This is a genomic window from Rhizobium sp. BK176 (assembly GCF_024808055.1).
In genome coordinates this window covers 1-19,553 of sequence record NZ_JANUBV010000015.1, presented here as the reverse complement: position 1 = coordinate 19,553, position 19,553 = coordinate 1, and the positions used below count along the sequence as shown (strand labels likewise).

Sequence of the window (19,553 nt, the reverse complement as noted above, 5' to 3'; positions counted from 1 at the left end):
GGAGTTACTTCGTGAGGTGATTTTATCACTGGTTTCTGCCTTGTGATGGTAAACGTTGGTTTGGGTTCAGGGCCGGATTGCTGTGTCAGTCATCAAAGTGAAGGTGAATTTCGCGCCGTGCGGCTCAACAGCCTCAGCCCACAGCCGCCCCCCATGCGACTCGATGATGGAGCGGCAGATCGCCAGTCCCATTCCCATGCCTTCAGCTTTGGTGGTGAAAAATGCCTCAAATATCCGCTCCGGACATTCGATGCCACGGCCAGTGTCGCCGATTTCGACACGTACGGCGCCGTCCAAGTGACGAGCACGGACCGTCAATATGCGCCTATCGGAAGTACTATCCATCGCCTCGATGGCATTGCGCATGAGATTGACCAAAACCTGCTGGATCTGGACCTCGTCGAACGTGAGAGCCGGCAAGCCCTCATCGATCACCACGTCCCATCGGACATGGTGACCGGTCGCCTCATCGGCCAAGAGGTCGCACGTTTTGCTGATCACCGACCCTAGGTCCGAGACCGTCCGCGCGTCCACGCCCTGTTTGAACAGCGCGCGGATCCGCGCCACCACGTCCACGGCGGAATCTGCACTCTGAATGACGCGCTCCAGCGTCCCCAATGCACGCTCGACGTTCGGCGGCTCAGACGTCAACCACCTTTGGCAGGCGTCCGAACTCGAAACGAGCGCCGCCAACGGTTGCGCCACCTCATGGGCGATCGATGCGGAGAGTTCGGCAAGGGTGGCCGCCTGACTTGCGCGGGCCAGTTCCACTTGAGCGGCGCGCAGCTTTTCCTGTACCTGGACCTCATCATCGACATCGATGACGAGACCGTACCATTCGGAAATAGTTCCACTTTCATCGCGAAGCGGCTCAAACCTGCTGTCGAGCCAGCGAAACGATCCGTCGCTCGAGCGACGACGGTACCGGAAGGCGAAGGTTTGCCCTGTACTAAGACAATGCGCGGCTGTCCTGGAAACCTTTTCCACATCATCGGGATGAATCAGCGCGCGTGCGGTGGCCAGGAAGTCGGAAAAGTTGGCATCGGCGAACCCGAGTGCATCCGAATACCGCTTATTGATGTAGGTCATCTCACCAGACGGCAGCCAGCTACAGACTTGTATCGGCAGGGCATCGAGCAGTCCGTGGAGATGCCGCTCACTTCGACTGAGCGCATCTTCAGCATTTATCTGGCCGTCTATGTCATGAGAAATCCCATACCATTGGAGGATTCGCCCATCTTGATCCCGGAAAGGTTCCGCGCGCCCCTCCATCCAGCGGTACACGCCGTCTGATCGACGAACCCGGTAACGACTTGAAAAGCTAACTCCGGTGGCAAGGGAGCGCTGCAGTGTTGCTGTGACGCTCTCGATGTCGTCGGGATGGATAACCTGCTCCACATTGAGTTCCAGCGATGCCGTCCCTTCTGTTCGAACGTCGGGGATGGCGAAACCGAGGTAGTCGGTCAGACGCTTGTTGTGGAATATCGGTTGTCCGTCCGGTGCAAGCATCCAGAGCCGGCCCGGAACCATATCGATGAGTTGCGTGAGACTTTGCTCTCGCGCTTTCAGGTCCGACAGGGTCTTTCGCTGTACGTCGATGTCAATCGATGTGCCGTACCATCCAACGATCAGGCCCCCTTTGTTGCGAACCGACCTGGCGGCGCTTCTGGCCCACGCGAAACCAGATTTGCGTCGGATGCGATGTTCGGCGTTGAATGGCTCGCCGGTCCTTATCGAATGAGACCATTTTTCAGCTACCGCATCGTACTCGTCGGGATGAAGCAACTGCTTCCAGGCGATATAGCCATCGTCCAAGGAGCGATTTAGCTCGTCCGGTGTCTTGCCGAGCGTGGCCTGAGCGAACAACGGCAGATAGATCCACCGCCCCTCGGCATCGAACGCCCACCCATTTCCGAACAGCTCCTCGACAACGTGCGCCGCCCGAACCGGTCCCAAACCAGCAGCGTCAAGCCGTTCGCCGTCAATGCACATCGGTTGTTCCTCGTCGGTAGACAGGACATCGACATTCCCGCGCACGCCGTAGGTGGGATCGGTGCGAACTTCGCTCCACACGTAATTGCCATCCTGCTGCCTGAGACGGAATCTCATCACCTGAGGGACGCCAGTCCAAAACGCCCGTGCAGCAGCCTGCTCAGCCGTGGCGCGGTCGTGCGGGTGCATAAGACCCAAAAACTCCGCCGAGGCATCAATCGGCTGGCGTCTTTGTGGACGGCGTCCGGTTCCCTTTCTCACGCGGCCGGACTTGGCGTTGGCTGCGTAGAAAGCCGCAACGGCTAGGAAAGTAAGCGAAAGGAGTGCACCCCATATCGCGGGGCGGCCCGATCCGTGGCTTTCGATGACAAACATTGAGATGGTCACCGCGACGGCGAGGCTCGCGTTCAGAATTTGAACGGTGCTCGTCCGGTCTTGAAAAAAAGCTAGGCCGATCGGGGCCACCATGGCGAACGGTGTCTGTGTCAACCAACACACCGCCAATCCGGCGGCAATGGCCGCGATTCCTACGTTATCGCGCTTCAAGAAAAGCGCTTTGCTGAGGATCATTGCAACTCCTGAGTCCAAACCATCCCACAATTGAACCGCTTGCTCAGCAGGCACATGGTGGTCGACTCTCGCGACTATCGATCGACGCCACTCCTGCACGGAGGACCGGTTAGGATCCCGCGCAGCGGGGCAAGCATCCAATGCGAACGACGTCGGGATGGATTTTCTGACCATTGGATGCGTAGTTCATATATTACGGATGTTTCATGTCCGTAATATGGCGATGAGTCGCGCCCTGTTCCTGTTGTCGGGAAGGATCTAGATAAGTCAGGATGCTGAGCACCGTACCACCTCGCAGCGATCAGCTTCTGCGTGAAGCGCGGCTCTGGCGAGGATTGCGCTGGGAGCCGCTCGAACAGCATACCGATAGAACGCGGCTCCGACTGCGGTTACGGCAATCCTTCGGGCCGCGCGGTGAAGTAGTTGCACTCCGAGAGTATTTTCAAGCTCACACACTCGACCTGACAGTCGCAGGTGCCAGTTGCGCTGGGAACGGCCAGATCGAAACCGCCCCGATCAACAACTCGGGTGAAGAGGTAGGCGTGCTTGAGGTCAAGCATCGGATACTAAGACTTTTCTGTTCAGGTCCGATGGGATCCGAGGGTCACAGTCCGATGGGCTGCCAGACCCGAACCAAAGTTTACTCCTACAATCGCGAAGTCGGGACCGAGCAGGTCTGAACCCCTCGAAAGCCGCGACCGGTGATGTCTCAATTCGGGTGCGGCTTTGCAGCGCCGACCATATTTGCTGTTAAGCTGGTGCTTTTTCGCCAGCGCGGAGACTCCCAAGACGACAGCTAATCTCCGACAAACGTGACCGTCTCATCAAGCTGGACGCGACCCGTCCGCGGAAAGCTCACCGAGGGATCCTCGTACCCGATCGACATGCCACAGTAGAGGATGAGCCCTTCCGGGGGTGAAAGAACCTCCGCGACTGTCTCGCGTACCTGCGACCATGCCATCTGCGGGCAACTATGCAATCCTTCAGCGCGCAGCAGCAGCATGACGGTCTGCAGATACATGCCGACGTCGGCCCATTGCGGACGCCCGAGGCCCTGATCGATGTAGCAGAACAGTGCGGCGGGCGCGCCGAAGCAGTTCCAGTTGGCGATGGCCGCCCGCTGGCGCGCCTCCCAGTCCTCGCGCGCAATGCCCAGCGCGCTGTAGCGCTCACGTCCGAAAGCGGATCGGCGATCCTTGTATGGCGACTTCAAAGTGGCCGGGTACATCTCGTACTGTCGCTCGTCCCACTGGTCGCCGTGGGCCACGCGCTCGACCGCGCACGTCTTGAGTTCGACGAGTGGCGCCCCGGTCAGCACGTAAGTATTCCACGGCTGGATGTTCGATCCGGACGGCGCCCAGGCCGCGGCGGTCAGCACCCGCTCAAGCACCTCCCGTGGGACGGGCTCGTCTTTGAACCCGCGCACCGACCGTCGGCTTGTGACTGCTTCATATACGTCCATGATGATCGCCTCCTTGCGGCTGGCCATTCGCTTCGCCTAACCGCCACGAAGCCTAGTAGCGCGTGCCCAAACCAACCGACAACCCAAACCAAATGTCTAGATCGTCCGCTCGCAAGTACTGGAGGCCGAAGCCTCGAAGCTCGACGGCACGTCGACGGAATTCGCCTCGGTAAAATAGCCCCCAAGCAAATCCGCTGGGACTGGAGATCGTGTCATGTGGCGAACCTCATGGAGCAGCAGCAAGTAGCTCGACCGCTTGGTTTCTTGACCGGAAATGAAGGGCTGTTGATGGCCGGGAGCCAGACTATGCGATCGTCTGGCTCGTCACCGGTTGTCGACCCGCTTGTTGAAGGGATATATGCTGACGCTCCTCCAAACTCCTGCTCTCTTGAATGGATCGTCTTCATTAAAATCAACTACTTCTTGCTTGGTGGTCGCGTCGAAGATGAACAGCGAACCGATCATTGTTTCATGGTCGTCGGCAAGGACGGGACCGGAGACGACTGTTTTCATCGCACCCGTTGACAGGTAGGCCTTGTGGTCATCGTAGTTCGCAAGCCGTTTCGCTTGAGCATTCTCATGATCGAGGCAGTGAACAACATAAAGCACGAACAGCCCTCCCCACTTCTGACAACGCCACCGCCCTCACCGATTGGCTGCCGGTAGCCGGACTTGATGAAACTGCGCTCCCGGGCTGTGGTGACCGCGTCGGCGTCTCAAGGCGCCGACGCGGTTATCGTCAGGCAGCGTCGACGCTGACACGCTCCCGGGACGAGCCAATATAACCGTCGTGCACGTCTTGGGCACGTGCGTACTCCGGCTGGAAGCGCACGTTGGCGTAGTGCGAGTTCTTTTCAGCCTCCTGGGCACGCTTGCCAAGCTCTGCCGTATCGCCAAAGCCCAGTATTTCGCGGGCCAATGCGGTGAGCGGACCGTCTACATGGTACTCCGTCCGCTGCATGGTCAGCAGGTTGATCAGGTAGAGCGGCGTCCTCGCTAGCGTCCACCAGACCGCGGTTGCGCAGGTCTACGGAAGGGCCGCGCGCCGGGATGCATAAAGGGGTGTTCGTGCTGGCAAGCGGTAGGAAGGTTCGATGCCACGGGCGGGAGTCCATCGACGGAAACGGAAATGCGACTTAGATCGACGGCGCCGTTGAGGGACGTCACATAACGATCAGCTTGGGCCGTCGAGCTCATCAAGACAGTCTCCGAACCCTATATAACTCACTGATCGACAGGGGTAGAACTGGCGGCAGCAAGCATTATTGGAGTGAACGCGGTGCCTCGACCCTGAGCATAAGCCAGCTGAATAATTAGCTCAGCCAGTGGCTCGAGGTACCGAGCACATGCAATACCGCCAGTGTCAATGGCATCGTACCCTATATCGCGAACCAGTGCCGCCACCCGCTGCTTCGAGTCGGCATCGTCTCCCGCCAGGAAAACTTGGGGCGTGATGCTCCCGTACGACGAGTCGGCGGACACGACCTCCGCGAAAATGGCATTAAACGCTTTCACGACCTTTGAGTGTGGCGCAAGCCTCTGGCATGTTTCTCCGGCCGAATCCGTATGGCCGATTGTAAGTTGCATATAGTCGGATGTGAGTGGATTGGTGCAATCGACAACGATTTTGCCATCAATGGCTCCCAATCGAGCCAGTGTTTCCGGCAAATTGTCAAATGGAACGGCGATAAAAATCACGTCTGCTTCCGAGACGAAGGAAGCCGCATCTCCTCCGCGGACGCCAAGCTGTTCCGCAGCAGCCTGCCCGGTTTTATGATCCCGAGATCCCAGCAAGACTTGATGCGAGGTTCCTGCAAACCGCTTCGCCAAGGCGCTTCCGACATTGCCCGTTCCCACAATCAGAAGTGTCAATGTTGAACCGGACATTTAAGCCTCACAGCTGTCGACGTATAAACTCAAAAATGTTCTCGACGCCATTGCGCGTCAAGCAGATTCTCTCCGAGAGTAATCGATTCCGTACTATGGTGGCTAAGGCCACAGGATCTGGTTTTCGCGATTGGAGACGCCCATGTCGCTTACGCTCCGACAATGGCTCGAGCAGATAGGCTTACCGGAATATGCCGACCGGTTCGAGGAAAACAACATTGACTTCGGAGTGCTTGGATACCTAACCAGTAGCGATCTTCGCGAAATTGGGGTTAAAGCCGTCGGCGACCGGCGACGATTGATTGTTGCCGCGAAGCAGGTCGGTGCCGAACCGTCTCGGGTTGTTCCTATATCGGATCAAAGTGATCATACGGGAACAGCACCCCGCCAGGCCGGAAGAGCGGAACGACGAAACCTAGCAGTGCTCTTCTGCGACCTTGTAGGTTCCACCCATATGTCGGAACAGCTAGACGCCGAAGAGTTGCGCGACATCGTTGCCGGCTACCAATCGACGTCAGTCAGAGTGGTCCGGAAATATGGCGGGACGATAAGCCAGTTTATGGGCGACGGCGTAATGGCCTATTTCGGGTGGCCCAATGCGCGAGAAAACAACTCAGAAAGCGCCGTTCGGGCGGCGCTTGAGCTCAGCAAGGGGGTCAGAGAACTAGGGCTGTCCTCGCGCATTGGGATTGCCACCGGCTCAGTGATCGTCGGCGATATTCAAGGTGACAATCTCAGCCTCAAGGATCAGGTCGTGGGCCGAACACCCAATCTTGCTGCTCGCCTGCAATCGGAAGCGGAAGCCGACACCGTCGTTGTTACCAATGAGACCCGTGCTGTGGCTGGCGAGGAGTTCGTCTATAGCGACCTTGGCCTTCGGACAATGAAGGGGATTTCATCGTCGGTAAGAATCTGGCGTGTCGATGGAATTAGGCTGCGTGGAACTGTAGAGCGCATTGCCCACTGGGACACGCCCATTTTCGGCCGCGGTGAACAACTCGATGCTTTGATGCGGCTCTGGGACGACGCAAAGATCGGCGGTCAGCGCTCTGTGCTTGTTCAAGGAGAGCCGGGGATTGGCAAGTCGCGCTTGGTCTCCGAAGTACTGACGCACGCGGAACCAGGTCGAGACTCCGTGCTGATGGAATTTCAATGTTCACCCTTCCATAGCCACGAGCCACTGTTTCCGGTGCTCGACCAGCTCCGGCGCTCTGTCCTGCCCGAGGGAAATGTCGGCTCGTCTGCCCCGCTTCAGACGCTCGAAAGAGACGCTAGCCAAGAACGTCGTGACGCCGCCCAAGTCCTCGTCGGGCTCCTCTCAGGTGATCCGGACTTTCATTTTGCCGGACTGACGGCCAGGGGACGGAAGGAAAGGACGTTCGGTGCGATCCGGTCGGTGCTCGATACAATTTCCATGTTTCGAACACTCTTGATCGTCGTGGAGGATCTCCATTGGGCAGACCCGAGTACCCTCGAATTTTTTCAGCGGTTCATTGATGATCCTGCGAGGCGAAACACTCTCGCAGTGTTTACGTGTCGCAGTGAAGCCACGCCGCAACTGTCCGAGATGCGATTCGATGAAGTGGTTGACGTCCCGCGTCTCTCGTACGGCCAAGTGAACCAGCTGATTGAGGCCATCACAGGCAGTGCCGATACACCCGAACCGGTTCGGGCCGCCATCGCGGACCGCTCCGACGGCGTTCCTCTTTATGTTGAAGAACTCGTGAAATCGGTGATGGACGGCGATCAACTGCCTCACGCAAGCCAGGGGCGCGATCTCCATGTGACGTCCATCCCGATGACCTTGCACGACTCGCTCATCGCAAGGATAGACCGGCTACCGATGAAGATGGAAATACCACAGACGGCGGCAGCGATTGGTCGGGAATTTTCTTCCCATGTATTGAAGATGGCGCTTGGGTATCGTGGATCTGAAGTCGATAACGCATTGCGCCACTTGATCAGCGCTCAGGTCGTGAAGGCCGACCAAGGAAGGGCTGGCCATTTCGTTTTCAAGCATTCGTTGATGCGCGATGCGATATACGAAAGCATGCTCTCTAAGGCGAGGAAGGCTGTGCATTGCCAGATCGCTGTCGCCTTGGAGAATACCCATTCGGCAGGCAGGTCACCTCACGTTCTCGCGCATCACTGGGCCTCCGGCGGGAACGACATTAAGGCGTTTGAGTACTACTCGCAGGCAGCCACCCTCGCTAAGGCAAATTTTGCGAATAAGGAGGCCATTTCGTACTTCCGGCAGACGCTGCAACACTTGCGCCTAGCGGAGGACGGTTCGAAGCCGCTCGCGGCCGACCTGAAGATATCGCTGCTTGAACAACTGAGCGAGGTGCTGTTCCTGTCGCACAATATCGACGAAGCGGAATTGGCCCTGCGCGAGGCCATGGAGCTCGCGCCAAACGAGCCCCTTCAAAGGGCCCGCCTGCTCCGAAAGCTGGGGGTAGCTCTCCAACAAGACCGAGATCGGGCGTTGCAAGTACTCGAAGAGGCGGAGCAAGTCCTCAACAAGCTCCCGGATGCTTCGACCGAAGATGCGCTACGCGAGTGGATCGAAGTTCAGCTTTCGAGATGCAACGCCAACTACTGGAGCGGCAACGGCAGCGAGATGAGCAATCTGTTGAACCGAATTTCCCCGAGACTGGATGTCTGCTCAGCCGAACAACTGGCAGAATTCTTCAATCAGTCCGTCCTCCGAGACCTGCGGCTCCAGCGATATCGCACGTCTTTGGCCACCATCAAGCATGCGCGGAACTATGCGAACGCTGCCAAGTTGACCAACAACCTCGCTACCATCTCGTCGTCGTTGTTCATCCTGGGTTTTACATATCTACACAGCAACAAACTCCGGAACGCCGAGCGCACCCTGACCAGCGGAATGCAAGCAGCTCAACGGTCCGGCCACAAGGCGATTGAGCTCCGCTGTCGTGTGTATTTAAGCTTGGCGTTTCGACTGCAAGGTGAGATCGACGCCGCTGTTGCATCAGCCAGGGAAGCAATGGAAACGGCTAGAATCGAGGCGATGTCAGAATATGTCGGTCTCGCCAGCGCAAACCTTGCGTGGGGTCACTGGAGAAGAGGTCGACCGGAGGATGCCCGTTTGGAAGCGGAGCGCGCCCTCCGGGAGTTTGACAAGTCCAAAATTGCGTATCCATTTGAATGGACTGCCCTCCTGGTCTTGTTGACAACTGCCCACGAAGACCGCGATAGGGTGAGAGCACTGTGCTGCCGTCTCTTGCGTGAGACTCAGCAAGAGTTACCAGAACGTGTACGAATAGCGGTAGAGAGACTCTCAGTGAGTTCAGAAGCCGATCAGCCAGCGATAATTCAGCTATTGCTTGCGTCGTGCAGACGGCGAAACCTTCTATGACTTATCGTCTGATGACGCCGGCCTTGAGGCCGCTTCGCTGGTGAAATGCTCGATGATCGCTCGCTTTTGAATCTTCCCAGTCGGCCCCTTTGGGATTTCTGTCCAGATATCGATACACTTTGGGACCTTAAACGCGGCAATTTTATTCCTGCAAAATTCACGCAGTTCGTCTGAAGTAACGGTTTTTCCGGGAACAGTAGTTACGACTGCATGTATGCGCTCACCGTACTGTTCGTCCGGCAAGCCTATCACGGCAACCTCGCTAACCGCGGGATGCTCAGCCAAAGCGTTTTCGATCTCAGTTGGGAAGACGTCGTAGCCCCCGCTCCTAATTCTGAACTTGGCGCGATCGCTGAGATAAACGTAGCCGGCCTCGTCTCGGCTTGCTAGGTCACCGGTATATATCCACCCATCCTTTATGACCTCAACGTTCTTCTCCGGCGCGTTCCAGTAGCCTGAGAACTGCGTGTCGCTACGGACTATAAGCTCACCCGTCTCGCCGGGCGGAAGTGAGCAGCCATCTCCATCCACGACTTTGACATCGACGAACGGCAAAGGCTTCCCAGCGGAAGCCAGTATCTCCGGGCGAGTGGTGATGCCAAGCTCGTGATCTGACGGAAACAGCATCATCGACATGCCCATCAGCTCCGTAGTGCCGAACATCTGTAGAAACGGCCTGCCAAAAGCCTTCATGGCTTTCTTGATCGTCTTGGGAGGGAGCGGAGAAGCGCCGTAGCCGAACAATCGCATCGAACTCATGTCAGTGCGTTCCAACATACTCGATTCGAGCAGCGAATTCAGCATTGTGGGAACGAGGACGACATTGGTTGTGTGTTCGCGCCCGATCAAAAAAAGCGCATGTTCCGCCGACCAGGGCCCGACAATCACGGTGGCTGCAGCATGGAACAGGTTGCGGACCATATGCATCAATGGGACGCCGGCCGCAGGCATCGTGTGCAGCCAGCGAGTCGATGGATCAATCCCTTCCAACATGGCGGTGTATAAGATCGACTGAAGGAAGGCCCCATGCGGATAGACAGCTCCTTTGGGAAGCCCTGTCGATCCCGTGGTGTAAGCAATCATCGCAGTCGGATGTGGGGTTTGGACAAGTTCTGGCTGATCACTTTCGGCAGCGATCAGCCTTTCGTATTCACTGGCCGGTGATCCGAACTCGATAATACGCGCCTCGCCTCGGCCTGCCGGCATCGCGAACGCTGCTTTTTCCGCCTGATCAAGATAATCGCGATGAACAAAGATCACTGTAGGGGTGCAATCCGCGACAAGCGCTGCGATTTCCGGCTGAGTGAGACGAGGGTTCAGACCAACCCTTACCGCTCCGATCTTCATGCATGCACCGAATGTCTCCGCGACTTCGATGCAGTCGGCTGACAGTATAGCGACGCGATCACCGGCGGCAGCTCCCAAACGACGCGTAGCGAAGCCTAGTGCATCAGTACGGGAATGGAATTCGTGCCAACTGCGACGCCGGTCCGCTTCAACGAATGCGTCCTTGTGGCCCCAATATAGACCGTTGCGACGGATCAGTTCCCCAAAAGTGAGCATACTTCCTCCCATTTGAAGGCCAGCTTCTCGTTCATTTCACGTGGCGCTATGCCGAAGCAACATGGTCAATCGCTGCAAATGATGAGACATCGAGATTTATATTAGATAGGCGAAATGTAGTACTTGCCAATCGCAGCTGTCGGGCGCAATCTCAGGATACTCAACGTGAAGACGTGCGCAAGCCAAGCATAGCCCAAGATTCCAACCGCTTGTTACAGCGCGTGGAAACGACTACCGAAAGTAGTGTGAGGCGAAGCATCTCGAAATAGACTGCGCGTTGATCTAAGGCAGTAGCCCGTTCAACCCGGTAATCTTTGACGTTTCATCCGACTTTGGAATCCCCTTTGACAATACGAGCGATGCTCAAGATCAGTATCAAGGTTCGCAAGGGAGAGAGGAAGCTATGTCTCAAGATGAAAACAACGAAAGCTTTAACCACGATCTCATAATCGCCAACGGTGATGGAACTGTGCTGTTTATTCCACGGGATGTTTGGGATCGTGACGAATACCGCATCGACACGGCGACGTTCTGGTCCCATGAAGGTTGGGAGGTTGTTCGCGATCTTCTGCAGTGCGGCGTATTGCTCGCAGCCGTTCCCAACAAGCTGCCACCAGATAAGCCAAAGCCTCTTGGCACCTGCTGGCTCGTGAACATAGAAGGCTTGAAGCAGTCTACAAAGTTCCATGTTCGGTGACGGCGGAAGCTATAGAAGCGCGGTCACGTACTCGCTTTATACGCGAGATTCACCCCGCTGAGACCCTGGCCAGGATGATTCCATTCTTGCGCGAAATCGGTGTTTCGCGCATAGCCGATATTACCGGTCTCGATTCCATCGGATTGCCTGTTGCTGTCGCCTACAGACCAAACGCTCGTTCGCTTGCAACGTGTCACGGCAAAGGCGGAACACTGACCGAGGCGAAGACTTCCGCCGTGATGGAGGCACTTGAACGCCACTGCGCCGAGAACCCCAAAATCGATCTGAGATATGCATCCTTCAATGAACTGTTCGATGAAGGCCGAGTGGTTGATTTGGATATCCTGCCCAGAATCTTTGAAGCGCTTCCGTCCAAAAACCGGCGCACCCTGTGGACCAGCGCGACAGGCATGATCAGCGGTGAGAAAATATGGGTCCCATTTGAGACAGTTCATCTGGACTATGCCCTACCGCTTCCGGCAAACCTTGAATGCTTGCTGATTGGGTCGGGAGGACTGGCATCTGGGAACACGATCAAGGAAGCTGCGGTCCATGCGATAGCCGAATTGATCGAGAGGGATGCCCTCACCTTGTGGCGGTCCAGAGGCCCGGGGGTACCGGCAACGGCCGTCGATTTGGAATCGGTCAATGACCCGTGGTGCTTTGACGTGCTGAACACACTCCGCCGGTCTGGCACGAGAACCGATGTGTGGGATATGACGAGTGATCTTGGCGTACCTGCGTTCTTTTGCGAGATACGGTCCGATCATTGCACTTCCCGGAGCGTGGGTCCTGCTGCCGGCAGCGCATGCCATCCGATAAGTGTGATTGCGCTAGGGAAAGCAATTCTAGAGGCAGTCCAAAGCAGATTGACGATGATTTCTGGAACGCGGGATGACCTGACACGTGAAATGTTCCTGCACGGCCCCCCACGGCCCCCATCTAACGAAGCAACAACCCGCGCAGCCAAGGCCTTTGCCGACATTCCAAGTGCTCCGGATTTCGCCAGCATCGACGACGCGCTCGACCACCTCTTGGAAAGAATGAAACTTGCTGGGATCGACGAACCTCTTATGATTGATCTATCCCATAGCGGCATTCCTGCTGCAGTGGTGCGTGTTATTGTGCCCGGGCTTGAAGGTTCGTGCGACGCGCCCGGTTATGTAGCGGGAAAACGTGCGAGGCAATTGGTCGCCTTCGGAGGTGGCGATGGCCACCACAACTAACAAAGTACCGGTGTTTGTGGGCCCATCGCTTGGACGTGATCGTCCGGCATATCACGGTGTCGATTTCGACTACCGCCCGCCTGCCGCGCAAGGGGACGTCATAGCGGCTGCCGTCGATGGTCCAAGAGCCATCATTTTGATCGACGGCTATTTCGAGCACGTGCCTGCAGTACACCACAAGGAGATATTGTGGGCGATTGACAATGGAATTGCGGTATATGGGGCTGCTTCAATCGGGGCTCTCCGCGCCGCAGAATTGAGCCGCTTTGGCATGGTCGGCGTAGGGGTGATCTTCGAGTGGTTCGAGTCGGGAGAGCTCGAGCGCGACGACGAAGTCGCGTTGGTCCATGGACCGGAGGAACTATACTATGAGCCGCTTTCGGAGCCACTCGTAAACATTCGATCGACCTTGTCGTCTGCTGTGTGTTCCGGGGTGGTCGAGAACGACTTTGCCGACTTCTTGATTGATCGCGCCAAGTCGACCTTCTATCCAGAACGCAGCTTCCGGCGACTGTTGGGCGGGCTGGACCGCAAGGCAGATCGCGCCAGCGCGGAGAGGTTGGCAAGCTGGTTGCCGAGTGGACGGTTGGATCAAAAGCGAATCGACGCGATGGCATGCCTCGATCGAGCGACCGCCGACCTTCAGCAGTTGTCTAGTGAGAACCGACGCGCGAGTTCGGAATTCGTCTTTACGGACGCGTTTGCGCAGCTTGTACAATGCACAGCAGCAACAATGCCGCTCGGGAACAGCAGTGCCGATGGCTTGATCCAGTTGTGTTCGCATACGGCCGCGGGGTTAACCGCATCAGCTGCCATAGGCGCGGCTGCTTTGGCGATAGACCGGGCTACCCAGGGTCCAGTCCCTGTTCACTCGCTCAGTGAGGCCGTCAACTGCTTCCTCGAGCAAGTGCCACAAGCCGATATCGGACCTTGGATGAAATCCCGCAATCTCGATATCGATACTTTGTCCCGCATGCTGGAGGAGCTGGCTCGCGTCGAACGGTCCTCTGATGAAGCGGAACAGTTGGTTCACCGACTAGTTCATTCCAGGCTAAAAATGAGTTAGCACCTTCCGCTCGTGGGCGAGAGTTCGCGAACCCCACATTTCCGTGCTTCACTTGGGATCGCAATTTTGTTCCGATTGGTGCACCAACGATCCCTTCGATGGCCTCCAGCGGTGTTCTTATTTCAGCTTCCGTTGAAAATGATTCATCTACAACGAATCTGGATAGATTCCTGACGCGCTTATGACCTGCCGCCCGAGGAACAGTTTTCCCGCTCGTGGGCGGTCGAGCGATTTAGTTCCGTCGCCAGATGCTCCCTTCACCAAGCGGGCAACTTTCGGTATAGCCGCCTGAACCCGAATAGAATCTCACCGATGCGCAATCCCCCGGAACACCAAAATCCTCTGCAGGGCATGGCCCTGATGGCTGGCGCTATGCTCGTGCTGCCGGCGATGGATGCAATTGCCAAATACATGGCGACCTTCGAGTCCATGTCGCCCGGCCAGGTGACGTTCTACCGGTTCTTTTTCCAGCTGGTCTGTACGCTTCCGTTTCTGTTCGTAATCTTCGGTCGCAAGGCGCTGCATGCAAAGCGCCCCTGGATGAATCTGTTGCGGGGCATCCTCCATGGCGCAGCCAGTCTGCTTTTCTTCGTTGCCGTGAAATACATGCCGCTTGCGGATGTGTTTGCGATCTATTTCGTCGAGCCCCTGATGCTCACCGCACTCTCGGCAATCTTCCTTGGCGACAAGGTCGGCTGGCGACGATGGATGGCAATTGTCGTCGGGTTTGGTGGCGCGATGATCGTCATCCAGCCGAGCTACGAGATCTTTGGCCTCAAGGCGCTCCTGCCCGTTTTCTGCGCGTTTCTCTATTCGCTTTACCTCTTCCTGAACCGCGCAATCGGGAACGCCGATTCGCCGCTGACGATGCAGACCATGGCGGGCATTGGCGGCACGGCCTTCATGGCGGCGGCCCTGATGGTGGGCAATGGGCTCGGAGTTGGTGATTTCCAGCTTTCCCTGCCCTCCTCCGCGTTAGCTCTCGCTTTGCTGCTGATCCTTGGGACGATTTCTGGCTATGCCCATATGATCATCGTACGAGCTTTCCGGCTGGCGCCTCTGTCGCTGCTTGCACCCTTCCAATATTTCGAGATCATCTCTGCGACGGTGCTCGGCTATGCGCTGTTCGGCGACTTCCCGAACCTTTCGAAGTGGATCGGCATCGCGATCATCGTCGCATCAGGCCTCTTCATCATCTGGCGGGAGCGCCGAGCAGGCGCCACCGTTAAAAATGTCGTGACCGATTGAGCACGGCGTTAACACTGCTTATTGAGGGATCATCAATTCGCTCGCGGTAGAACGGCCTTCGGCCTCATGATGAGGTTCTGGAGACAAAAATGAGCGAATTCCGTCTCGCTTTTCCGGCCTGTGTGATTGCCGGGAAGCATCGGCTGACGGCCGAAGATATCAGTCTGTTGCGCAAGCACACCTTCCCGGAAGGGATACGTACCTCGGACGACGTGGTCGCGATGCTGGCGCTGAACAATTCCTGCCCAGAGAAATGCCCGGAGTGGAACTGCTTCTTCGTCGAGCAGCTCGCGGATTTCATCGTCAATTACACCTACCCGCAGGGGTCTCTCGACGAGATAAACGTGGCCTGGCTTATGCGCATGGTCTCGACCGACGGCGTGGTCAACTCGGCCCTTGAGCTAGAGCTGGTTCTGCACGCAATGGAGATTTCCGCGAATGTGCCGGATGAACTGCGTGCCTTCGCGCTCGATCAGCTGCGTCTCGCACTGACAGAAGGCATTGGCGGCTACAAGCTGTCGCGCACAGTTGACCGCAGAGGCATCACCCGTCAGGACATCGACTATGTAACGCGGGTTCTCCGTGGCACAGGCGATGCTGGCGTCATCCATGCTCAGCCGCTGACCTGGAGCGTGCTGATGCAAATCGCCGAGGAAACGCTCCCAGCCGGAAATCATCCGCGTTGGGCTGACATCCTCGCGGCGCTCCATCTCGTCGAGTATGCCGGGCCCCCACGGCGAAGCCGCTGGCTGAGGATCGTCGACGATACCTTCGGAAGCGAAACTGCCGTCGCCTGACATCCACTGATATTCTTTACGCCGATTGTACGTTCCGGGGTTTTATGCGTAAAAACTCCGGAACGCATGTTTTGGGTGGAGTCTTCATGTTCAAGAAAATCCTGATCGCGAATCGCGGCGAGATCGCTTGCCGCGTCATCAAGACCGCGCGCCGCATGGGAATTGCAACAGTTGCGGTTTATTCGGATGCGGATCGGGATGCTCTCCACGTGGAAATGGCGGATGAAGCCGTTCACATCGGTCCCGCGGCTGCCGCCGAAAGCTACCTCGTGGCGGACAAGATCATCGCCGCGTGCAAGCAAACTGGCGCGCAAGCAGTCCATCCCGGCTACGGTTTCCTCTCCGAGCGGGCGTCGTTTTGTGAAGCGCTGGAGAAGGAAAGCATCGTCTTCATCGGTCCGAAGCCGAAAGCGATCATGGCGATGGGCGACAAGATCGAGTCGAAGAAGTTCGCCAACGCCGCCAATGTCTCCACCGTTCCTGGCTATCTCGGTGTGATCGACGATGCGCAGCACGCAGAGAAGATTGCTGCCGAGATCGGCTATCCCGTTATGATCAAGGCATCCGCCGGCGGTGGCGGCAAGGGCATGCGCATCGCCTGGAGCGAAGCGGAAGTGCGCGACGGCTTCGATAGAGCGCGTTCCGAGGCGAAAAGCTCCTTTGGCGACGATCGCGTGTTCATAGAGAAATATGTCGTCGAGCCGCGTCACATCGAGATCCAGGTACTTGCGGACGCACATGGCAACGTCGTCTATCTCGGCGAGCGTGAGTGTTCGATCCAACGCCGTAACCAGAAGGTCGTCGAAGAAGCGCCCTCGCCTTTCCTGGATGCTACGACACGTGCGGCGATGGGCGAGCAATCTGTGGCGCTCGCCCGCGCGGTGGACTATCAGAGCGCCGGCACGGTGGAGTTCATCGTCGATCGCGACCGGAACTTCTATTTTCTGGAAATGAACACACGCCTGCAGGTCGAACACCCGGTGACGGAACTGGTCACTGGCATCGACCTGGTCGAGCAAATGATCCGCGTCGCGGCCGGTGAAAGGCTTCCGTTCGCGCAGAGCGACATAAAGCTGAATGGCTGGGCAATTGAGAGCCGGTTGTATGCCGAGGATCCCTATCGCAATTTCCTGCCCTCGATCGGTCGCCTGACGCGATATCGTCCGCCTGCCGAAGGCCGGTCCGGGAACGCTATCGTGCGCAACGATACGGGTGTCTTTGAGGGCGCAGAGATTTCGATGTACTACGACCCGATGATCGCAAAGCTCTGTACCTGGGCGCCGACACGCCTGGAGGCGATCGAAGAGATGGGCGAGGCACTGGATGGCTTCGTTGTCGATGGGATCGAACACAACGTCCCCTTCCTTGCGGCACTGATGAAGCACCCCCGCTGGCGTGAGGGACGTCTGTCGACGGGCTTCATCGCCGAGGAGTATCCGAACGGATTTTCCCCCGCGACGCCGGATGCCGACCAAGAGGGCTTTCTCGCGGCAGTCGCACTTTCGGCGTCCCTGATCGAGTCCAGCCGCAGGGAGCGCTTCGCCGATCGATTGCGTGCCCAATCCGGCGCTAGCCGGGAAGAATGGACAGTGAGGCTGGGCGACAGCTATGTGGATGCACGGCTGGTGGACGGTCTCGTGACAATTCCATTCGACATGGATATCGAGATCGGAGGCAAGGTTTCGAACATTGTCACTGATTGGCGAGCTGGCGACGCCGTTTGGCACGGCAAGATCGCCGGCCAAAGCGTAATTGCGCAGATCCGCCCGGTTCTCAACGGCCTTCGGCTGGACTGGCAAGGCATATCGCTGAAAGCCAAGGTGCTGACGCCGCGTCATGCCGCACTTGAGAAGCTGATGCCGGTCAAGCTTCCGCCGGATACGTCGAAGCTCCTGCTCTGCCCGATGCCCGGACTCGTGGTCTCGATAGCCGTGGTCGAAGGCCAGGAAGTCAAGGCAGGTGAAACGCTGGCTGTCGTCGAGGCCATGAAAATGGAAAACGTGCTGCGCGCGGAACGCGATCTTGTCGTCAGTAAGATAAATGCCAAGCCGGGAGAGAGCCTGGCGGTCGACGCGGTGATCCTCGAGTTTGCCTGACACGGTCGCCGCGGCAGTTAACTTTTGTTAACCGCCGGCTGCCTATGGTGAGCCCCCTGGCAGGACGCCGGGCGGAGGTAGCTAATGACGGCGCTCCAATCGGCAATCCTTTTGCTGATCATAAATCTAGGCCTTCTCTGGCTTTTGATGCGCGCTCCGCTTGGGCGCAGAACCATCCGCCTCAGCCGGCTCTATCAATGTGCTCCCGATATATTGTGGAAGGCGATGCATCCCGCCGGTCCTGATGCTTCCTGGCACCATTCGGTGATCAGCAGTCGCGCGCTTGTTGATCGCGGCGGCGTTGTGGAGCAGATCTATCGGCATCTCGACAAGAACGGCGCCCCGTCGCGCAGGCTCATCGTCCTCGAGCCATTGCCGCGCGTTGCGACGAATGCGCATGGGTTCCAGTCGCGCATCATCGACGACAGCACGCTGGATCCCGCGTTCTGGAATCACTACCGGGAGCGCCGCATCATTCGGCCGACACCCGAGGGCGCGCTGCTGGAAATCGAGCAGACCGACCGTTATCGCGGATTGGCCTTTCTCCTGTTTCGCTATTTTGTTCTTCGCCGTGAAATGCAAGCGTTGGACGAATGGTTGAAAACGGGCGAGTCTTTGCCGCAGGGCTATTTCGAGTTGCCCTTGGTGCAAGGTGGACTTGCGGTTCTGTCGACGTTGCTGCTGTGGCCGTTCTTCGGGCTCAACGCCGGTGGCCTGATGCTCTCGACCTTCCTGACGTTGGTGATTGCGTTGCATGAGCTTGGGCACATGGCGGCCTACCGTATGTTCGGCCACGCATCCGTGAGGATGATCTTTGTGCCCTTTCTGGGCGGCATCGCCATCGGCGGCAGGCCGTACCGGTCGCTATTCGAAGTGGCGACCTGCGCGCTGATGGGCGCGGGCATGTCAGCGTTTCTGGTGCCGATTCTTGCGGTTGCCACGCAGCTTTCCGAAGCGGGATTGCTGCCTTTCGCATCGCGTGCGCCCCTGCTCGTCTTCATTCTGATCCTCGGTGCCTTCAATCTACTGAATCTGCTGCCGATGCATCGTTTCGACGGAGGTCAGGTTCTCCGGCAAATCTTCCGCACGAGAACGTCGCAGATCGCCGCCAGTTTCGTCGTGACAGTGTGCATCCTGGGGATCGGATTCGAGATCGGTCTGCCTGCGAAAATGCTGACGGTCGGTCTGCTCGTCTTCACGCTTGTCAGCCTCGTCAGTGGCGGGTCTGTCAAGCCGCGCCAGATGCTCGAAGAGATGAAGGATGGCGAGCGTATGCTGGTTGCTTTCGGTCTTTACGCGGCGATTGCCGTTCATGGCTATGCCATTATTTTCGCAACCGAAAACCTCTTCTGACGCACGCTGTGCAGTGGCTGACGCAATCAGTCCATTCGAAGCTGAAACGTCCACTCAAGGACAGTTTTTCCTTGAGCCTGCCGCGCCGTGCATGCAAAGGTCCGTGCAATCAAATCAGCAGGAGACACTCGACATGGACGTTCGCGCCGCCGTTGCCGTTGAGGCTGGCAAGCCTTTGGAAGTGATGACCGTGCAGCTGGAGGGACCGCGGGCC

The 19,553-nt window shown here is 57.6% G+C and carries 14 protein-coding genes and 1 pseudogene; 9 read left to right on the top strand and 6 right to left on the bottom strand.

The window, feature by feature from the left end:
• Positions 1-66: 66 nt before the first annotated feature.
• From FHT76_RS30360 to FHT76_RS30340, 5 genes are all read right to left on the bottom strand, one after another.
• Positions 67-2,562: a PAS domain-containing protein gene (locus tag FHT76_RS30360; protein ID WP_259130410.1), complete on the bottom strand. Its 2,496-nt coding sequence runs from the start codon at positions 2,560-2,562 to the stop codon at positions 67-69.
• 796 nt (positions 2,563-3,358) lie between these two features.
• The gene (locus FHT76_RS30355; protein ID WP_183864616.1) at positions 3,359-4,024 is read right to left on the bottom strand and encodes a nitroreductase; all 666 of its coding nucleotides are present in this window, start codon (positions 4,022-4,024) and stop codon (positions 3,359-3,361) included.
• 324 nt (positions 4,025-4,348) lie between these two features.
• On the bottom strand, positions 4,349-4,633 hold the full coding sequence (locus tag FHT76_RS30350) for a YciI family protein (RefSeq protein ID WP_183864617.1): 285 nt from the start codon (positions 4,631-4,633) through the stop codon (positions 4,349-4,351).
• Positions 4,634-4,763: 130 nt separating this feature from the next.
• Positions 4,764-4,985 carry a hypothetical protein gene (locus FHT76_RS30345; RefSeq protein ID WP_210296783.1) on the bottom strand — a complete coding sequence of 74 codons (222 nt, stop codon included), beginning with the start codon at positions 4,983-4,985 and terminating at the stop codon, positions 4,764-4,766.
• Between the two features lie 263 nt (positions 4,986-5,248).
• Complete coding sequence (locus FHT76_RS30340) at positions 5,249-5,911, bottom strand: NADPH-dependent F420 reductase (protein ID WP_183864618.1); 663 nt, start codon at positions 5,909-5,911, stop codon at positions 5,249-5,251.
• 142 nt (positions 5,912-6,053) lie between these two features.
• Between FHT76_RS30340 and FHT76_RS30335 the strand changes: the two genes are divergently transcribed.
• A complete protein-coding gene (locus FHT76_RS30335) occupies positions 6,054-9,293 on the top strand; it encodes an AAA family ATPase (protein WP_183864619.1) in 3,240 nt (1,079 codons plus the stop codon).
• Here FHT76_RS30335 and FHT76_RS30330 read toward each other — a convergent pair.
• Positions 9,288-10,856 carry a class I adenylate-forming enzyme family protein gene (locus FHT76_RS30330; protein WP_183864620.1) on the bottom strand — a complete coding sequence of 523 codons (1,569 nt, stop codon included), beginning with the start codon at positions 10,854-10,856 and terminating at the stop codon, positions 9,288-9,290. The genes FHT76_RS30335 and FHT76_RS30330 overlap by 6 nt on opposite strands.
• A gap of 403 nt (positions 10,857-11,259) precedes the next feature.
• Between FHT76_RS30330 and FHT76_RS30325 the strand changes: the two genes are divergently transcribed.
• The 8 genes and pseudogenes from FHT76_RS30325 to FHT76_RS30290 form a co-directional block, all read left to right on the top strand.
• Positions 11,260-11,553, top strand: a complete 294-nt coding sequence (locus FHT76_RS30325) for a hypothetical protein (protein ID WP_183864621.1) — start codon at positions 11,260-11,262, stop codon at positions 11,551-11,553.
• Entirely contained in the window at positions 11,550-12,779 is a 1,230-nt protein-coding gene (locus FHT76_RS30320) for a YcaO-like family protein (RefSeq protein WP_259130404.1), read from the top strand. Before FHT76_RS30325 ends, FHT76_RS30320 begins: the two co-directional genes overlap by 4 nt.
• Positions 12,763-13,845, top strand: a complete 1,083-nt coding sequence (locus FHT76_RS30315; RefSeq protein WP_183864623.1) for a TfuA-like protein — start codon at positions 12,763-12,765, stop codon at positions 13,843-13,845. The genes FHT76_RS30320 and FHT76_RS30315 overlap by 17 nt, the downstream gene beginning before the upstream one ends.
• 312 nt (positions 13,846-14,157) lie before the next feature.
• Positions 14,158-15,093, top strand: coding sequence for a DMT family transporter (locus FHT76_RS30310; protein ID WP_183864624.1), 936 nt, complete (start codon positions 14,158-14,160; stop codon positions 15,091-15,093).
• 89 nt (positions 15,094-15,182) lie between these two features.
• Positions 15,183-15,890, top strand: a complete 708-nt coding sequence (locus FHT76_RS30305) for a hypothetical protein (protein ID WP_183864625.1) — start codon at positions 15,183-15,185, stop codon at positions 15,888-15,890.
• Between the two features lie 86 nt (positions 15,891-15,976).
• A complete protein-coding gene (locus FHT76_RS30300; protein ID WP_183864626.1) occupies positions 15,977-17,986 on the top strand; it encodes an acetyl/propionyl/methylcrotonyl-CoA carboxylase subunit alpha in 2,010 nt (669 codons plus the stop codon).
• A gap of 84 nt (positions 17,987-18,070) precedes the next feature.
• Entirely contained in the window at positions 18,071-19,339 is a 1,269-nt protein-coding gene (locus tag FHT76_RS30295) for a hypothetical protein (protein ID WP_183864627.1), read from the top strand.
• Positions 19,340-19,472: 133 nt separating this feature from the next.
• Positions 19,473-19,553: pseudogene (locus FHT76_RS30290) on the top strand (GNAT family N-acetyltransferase); the annotation flags it as partial.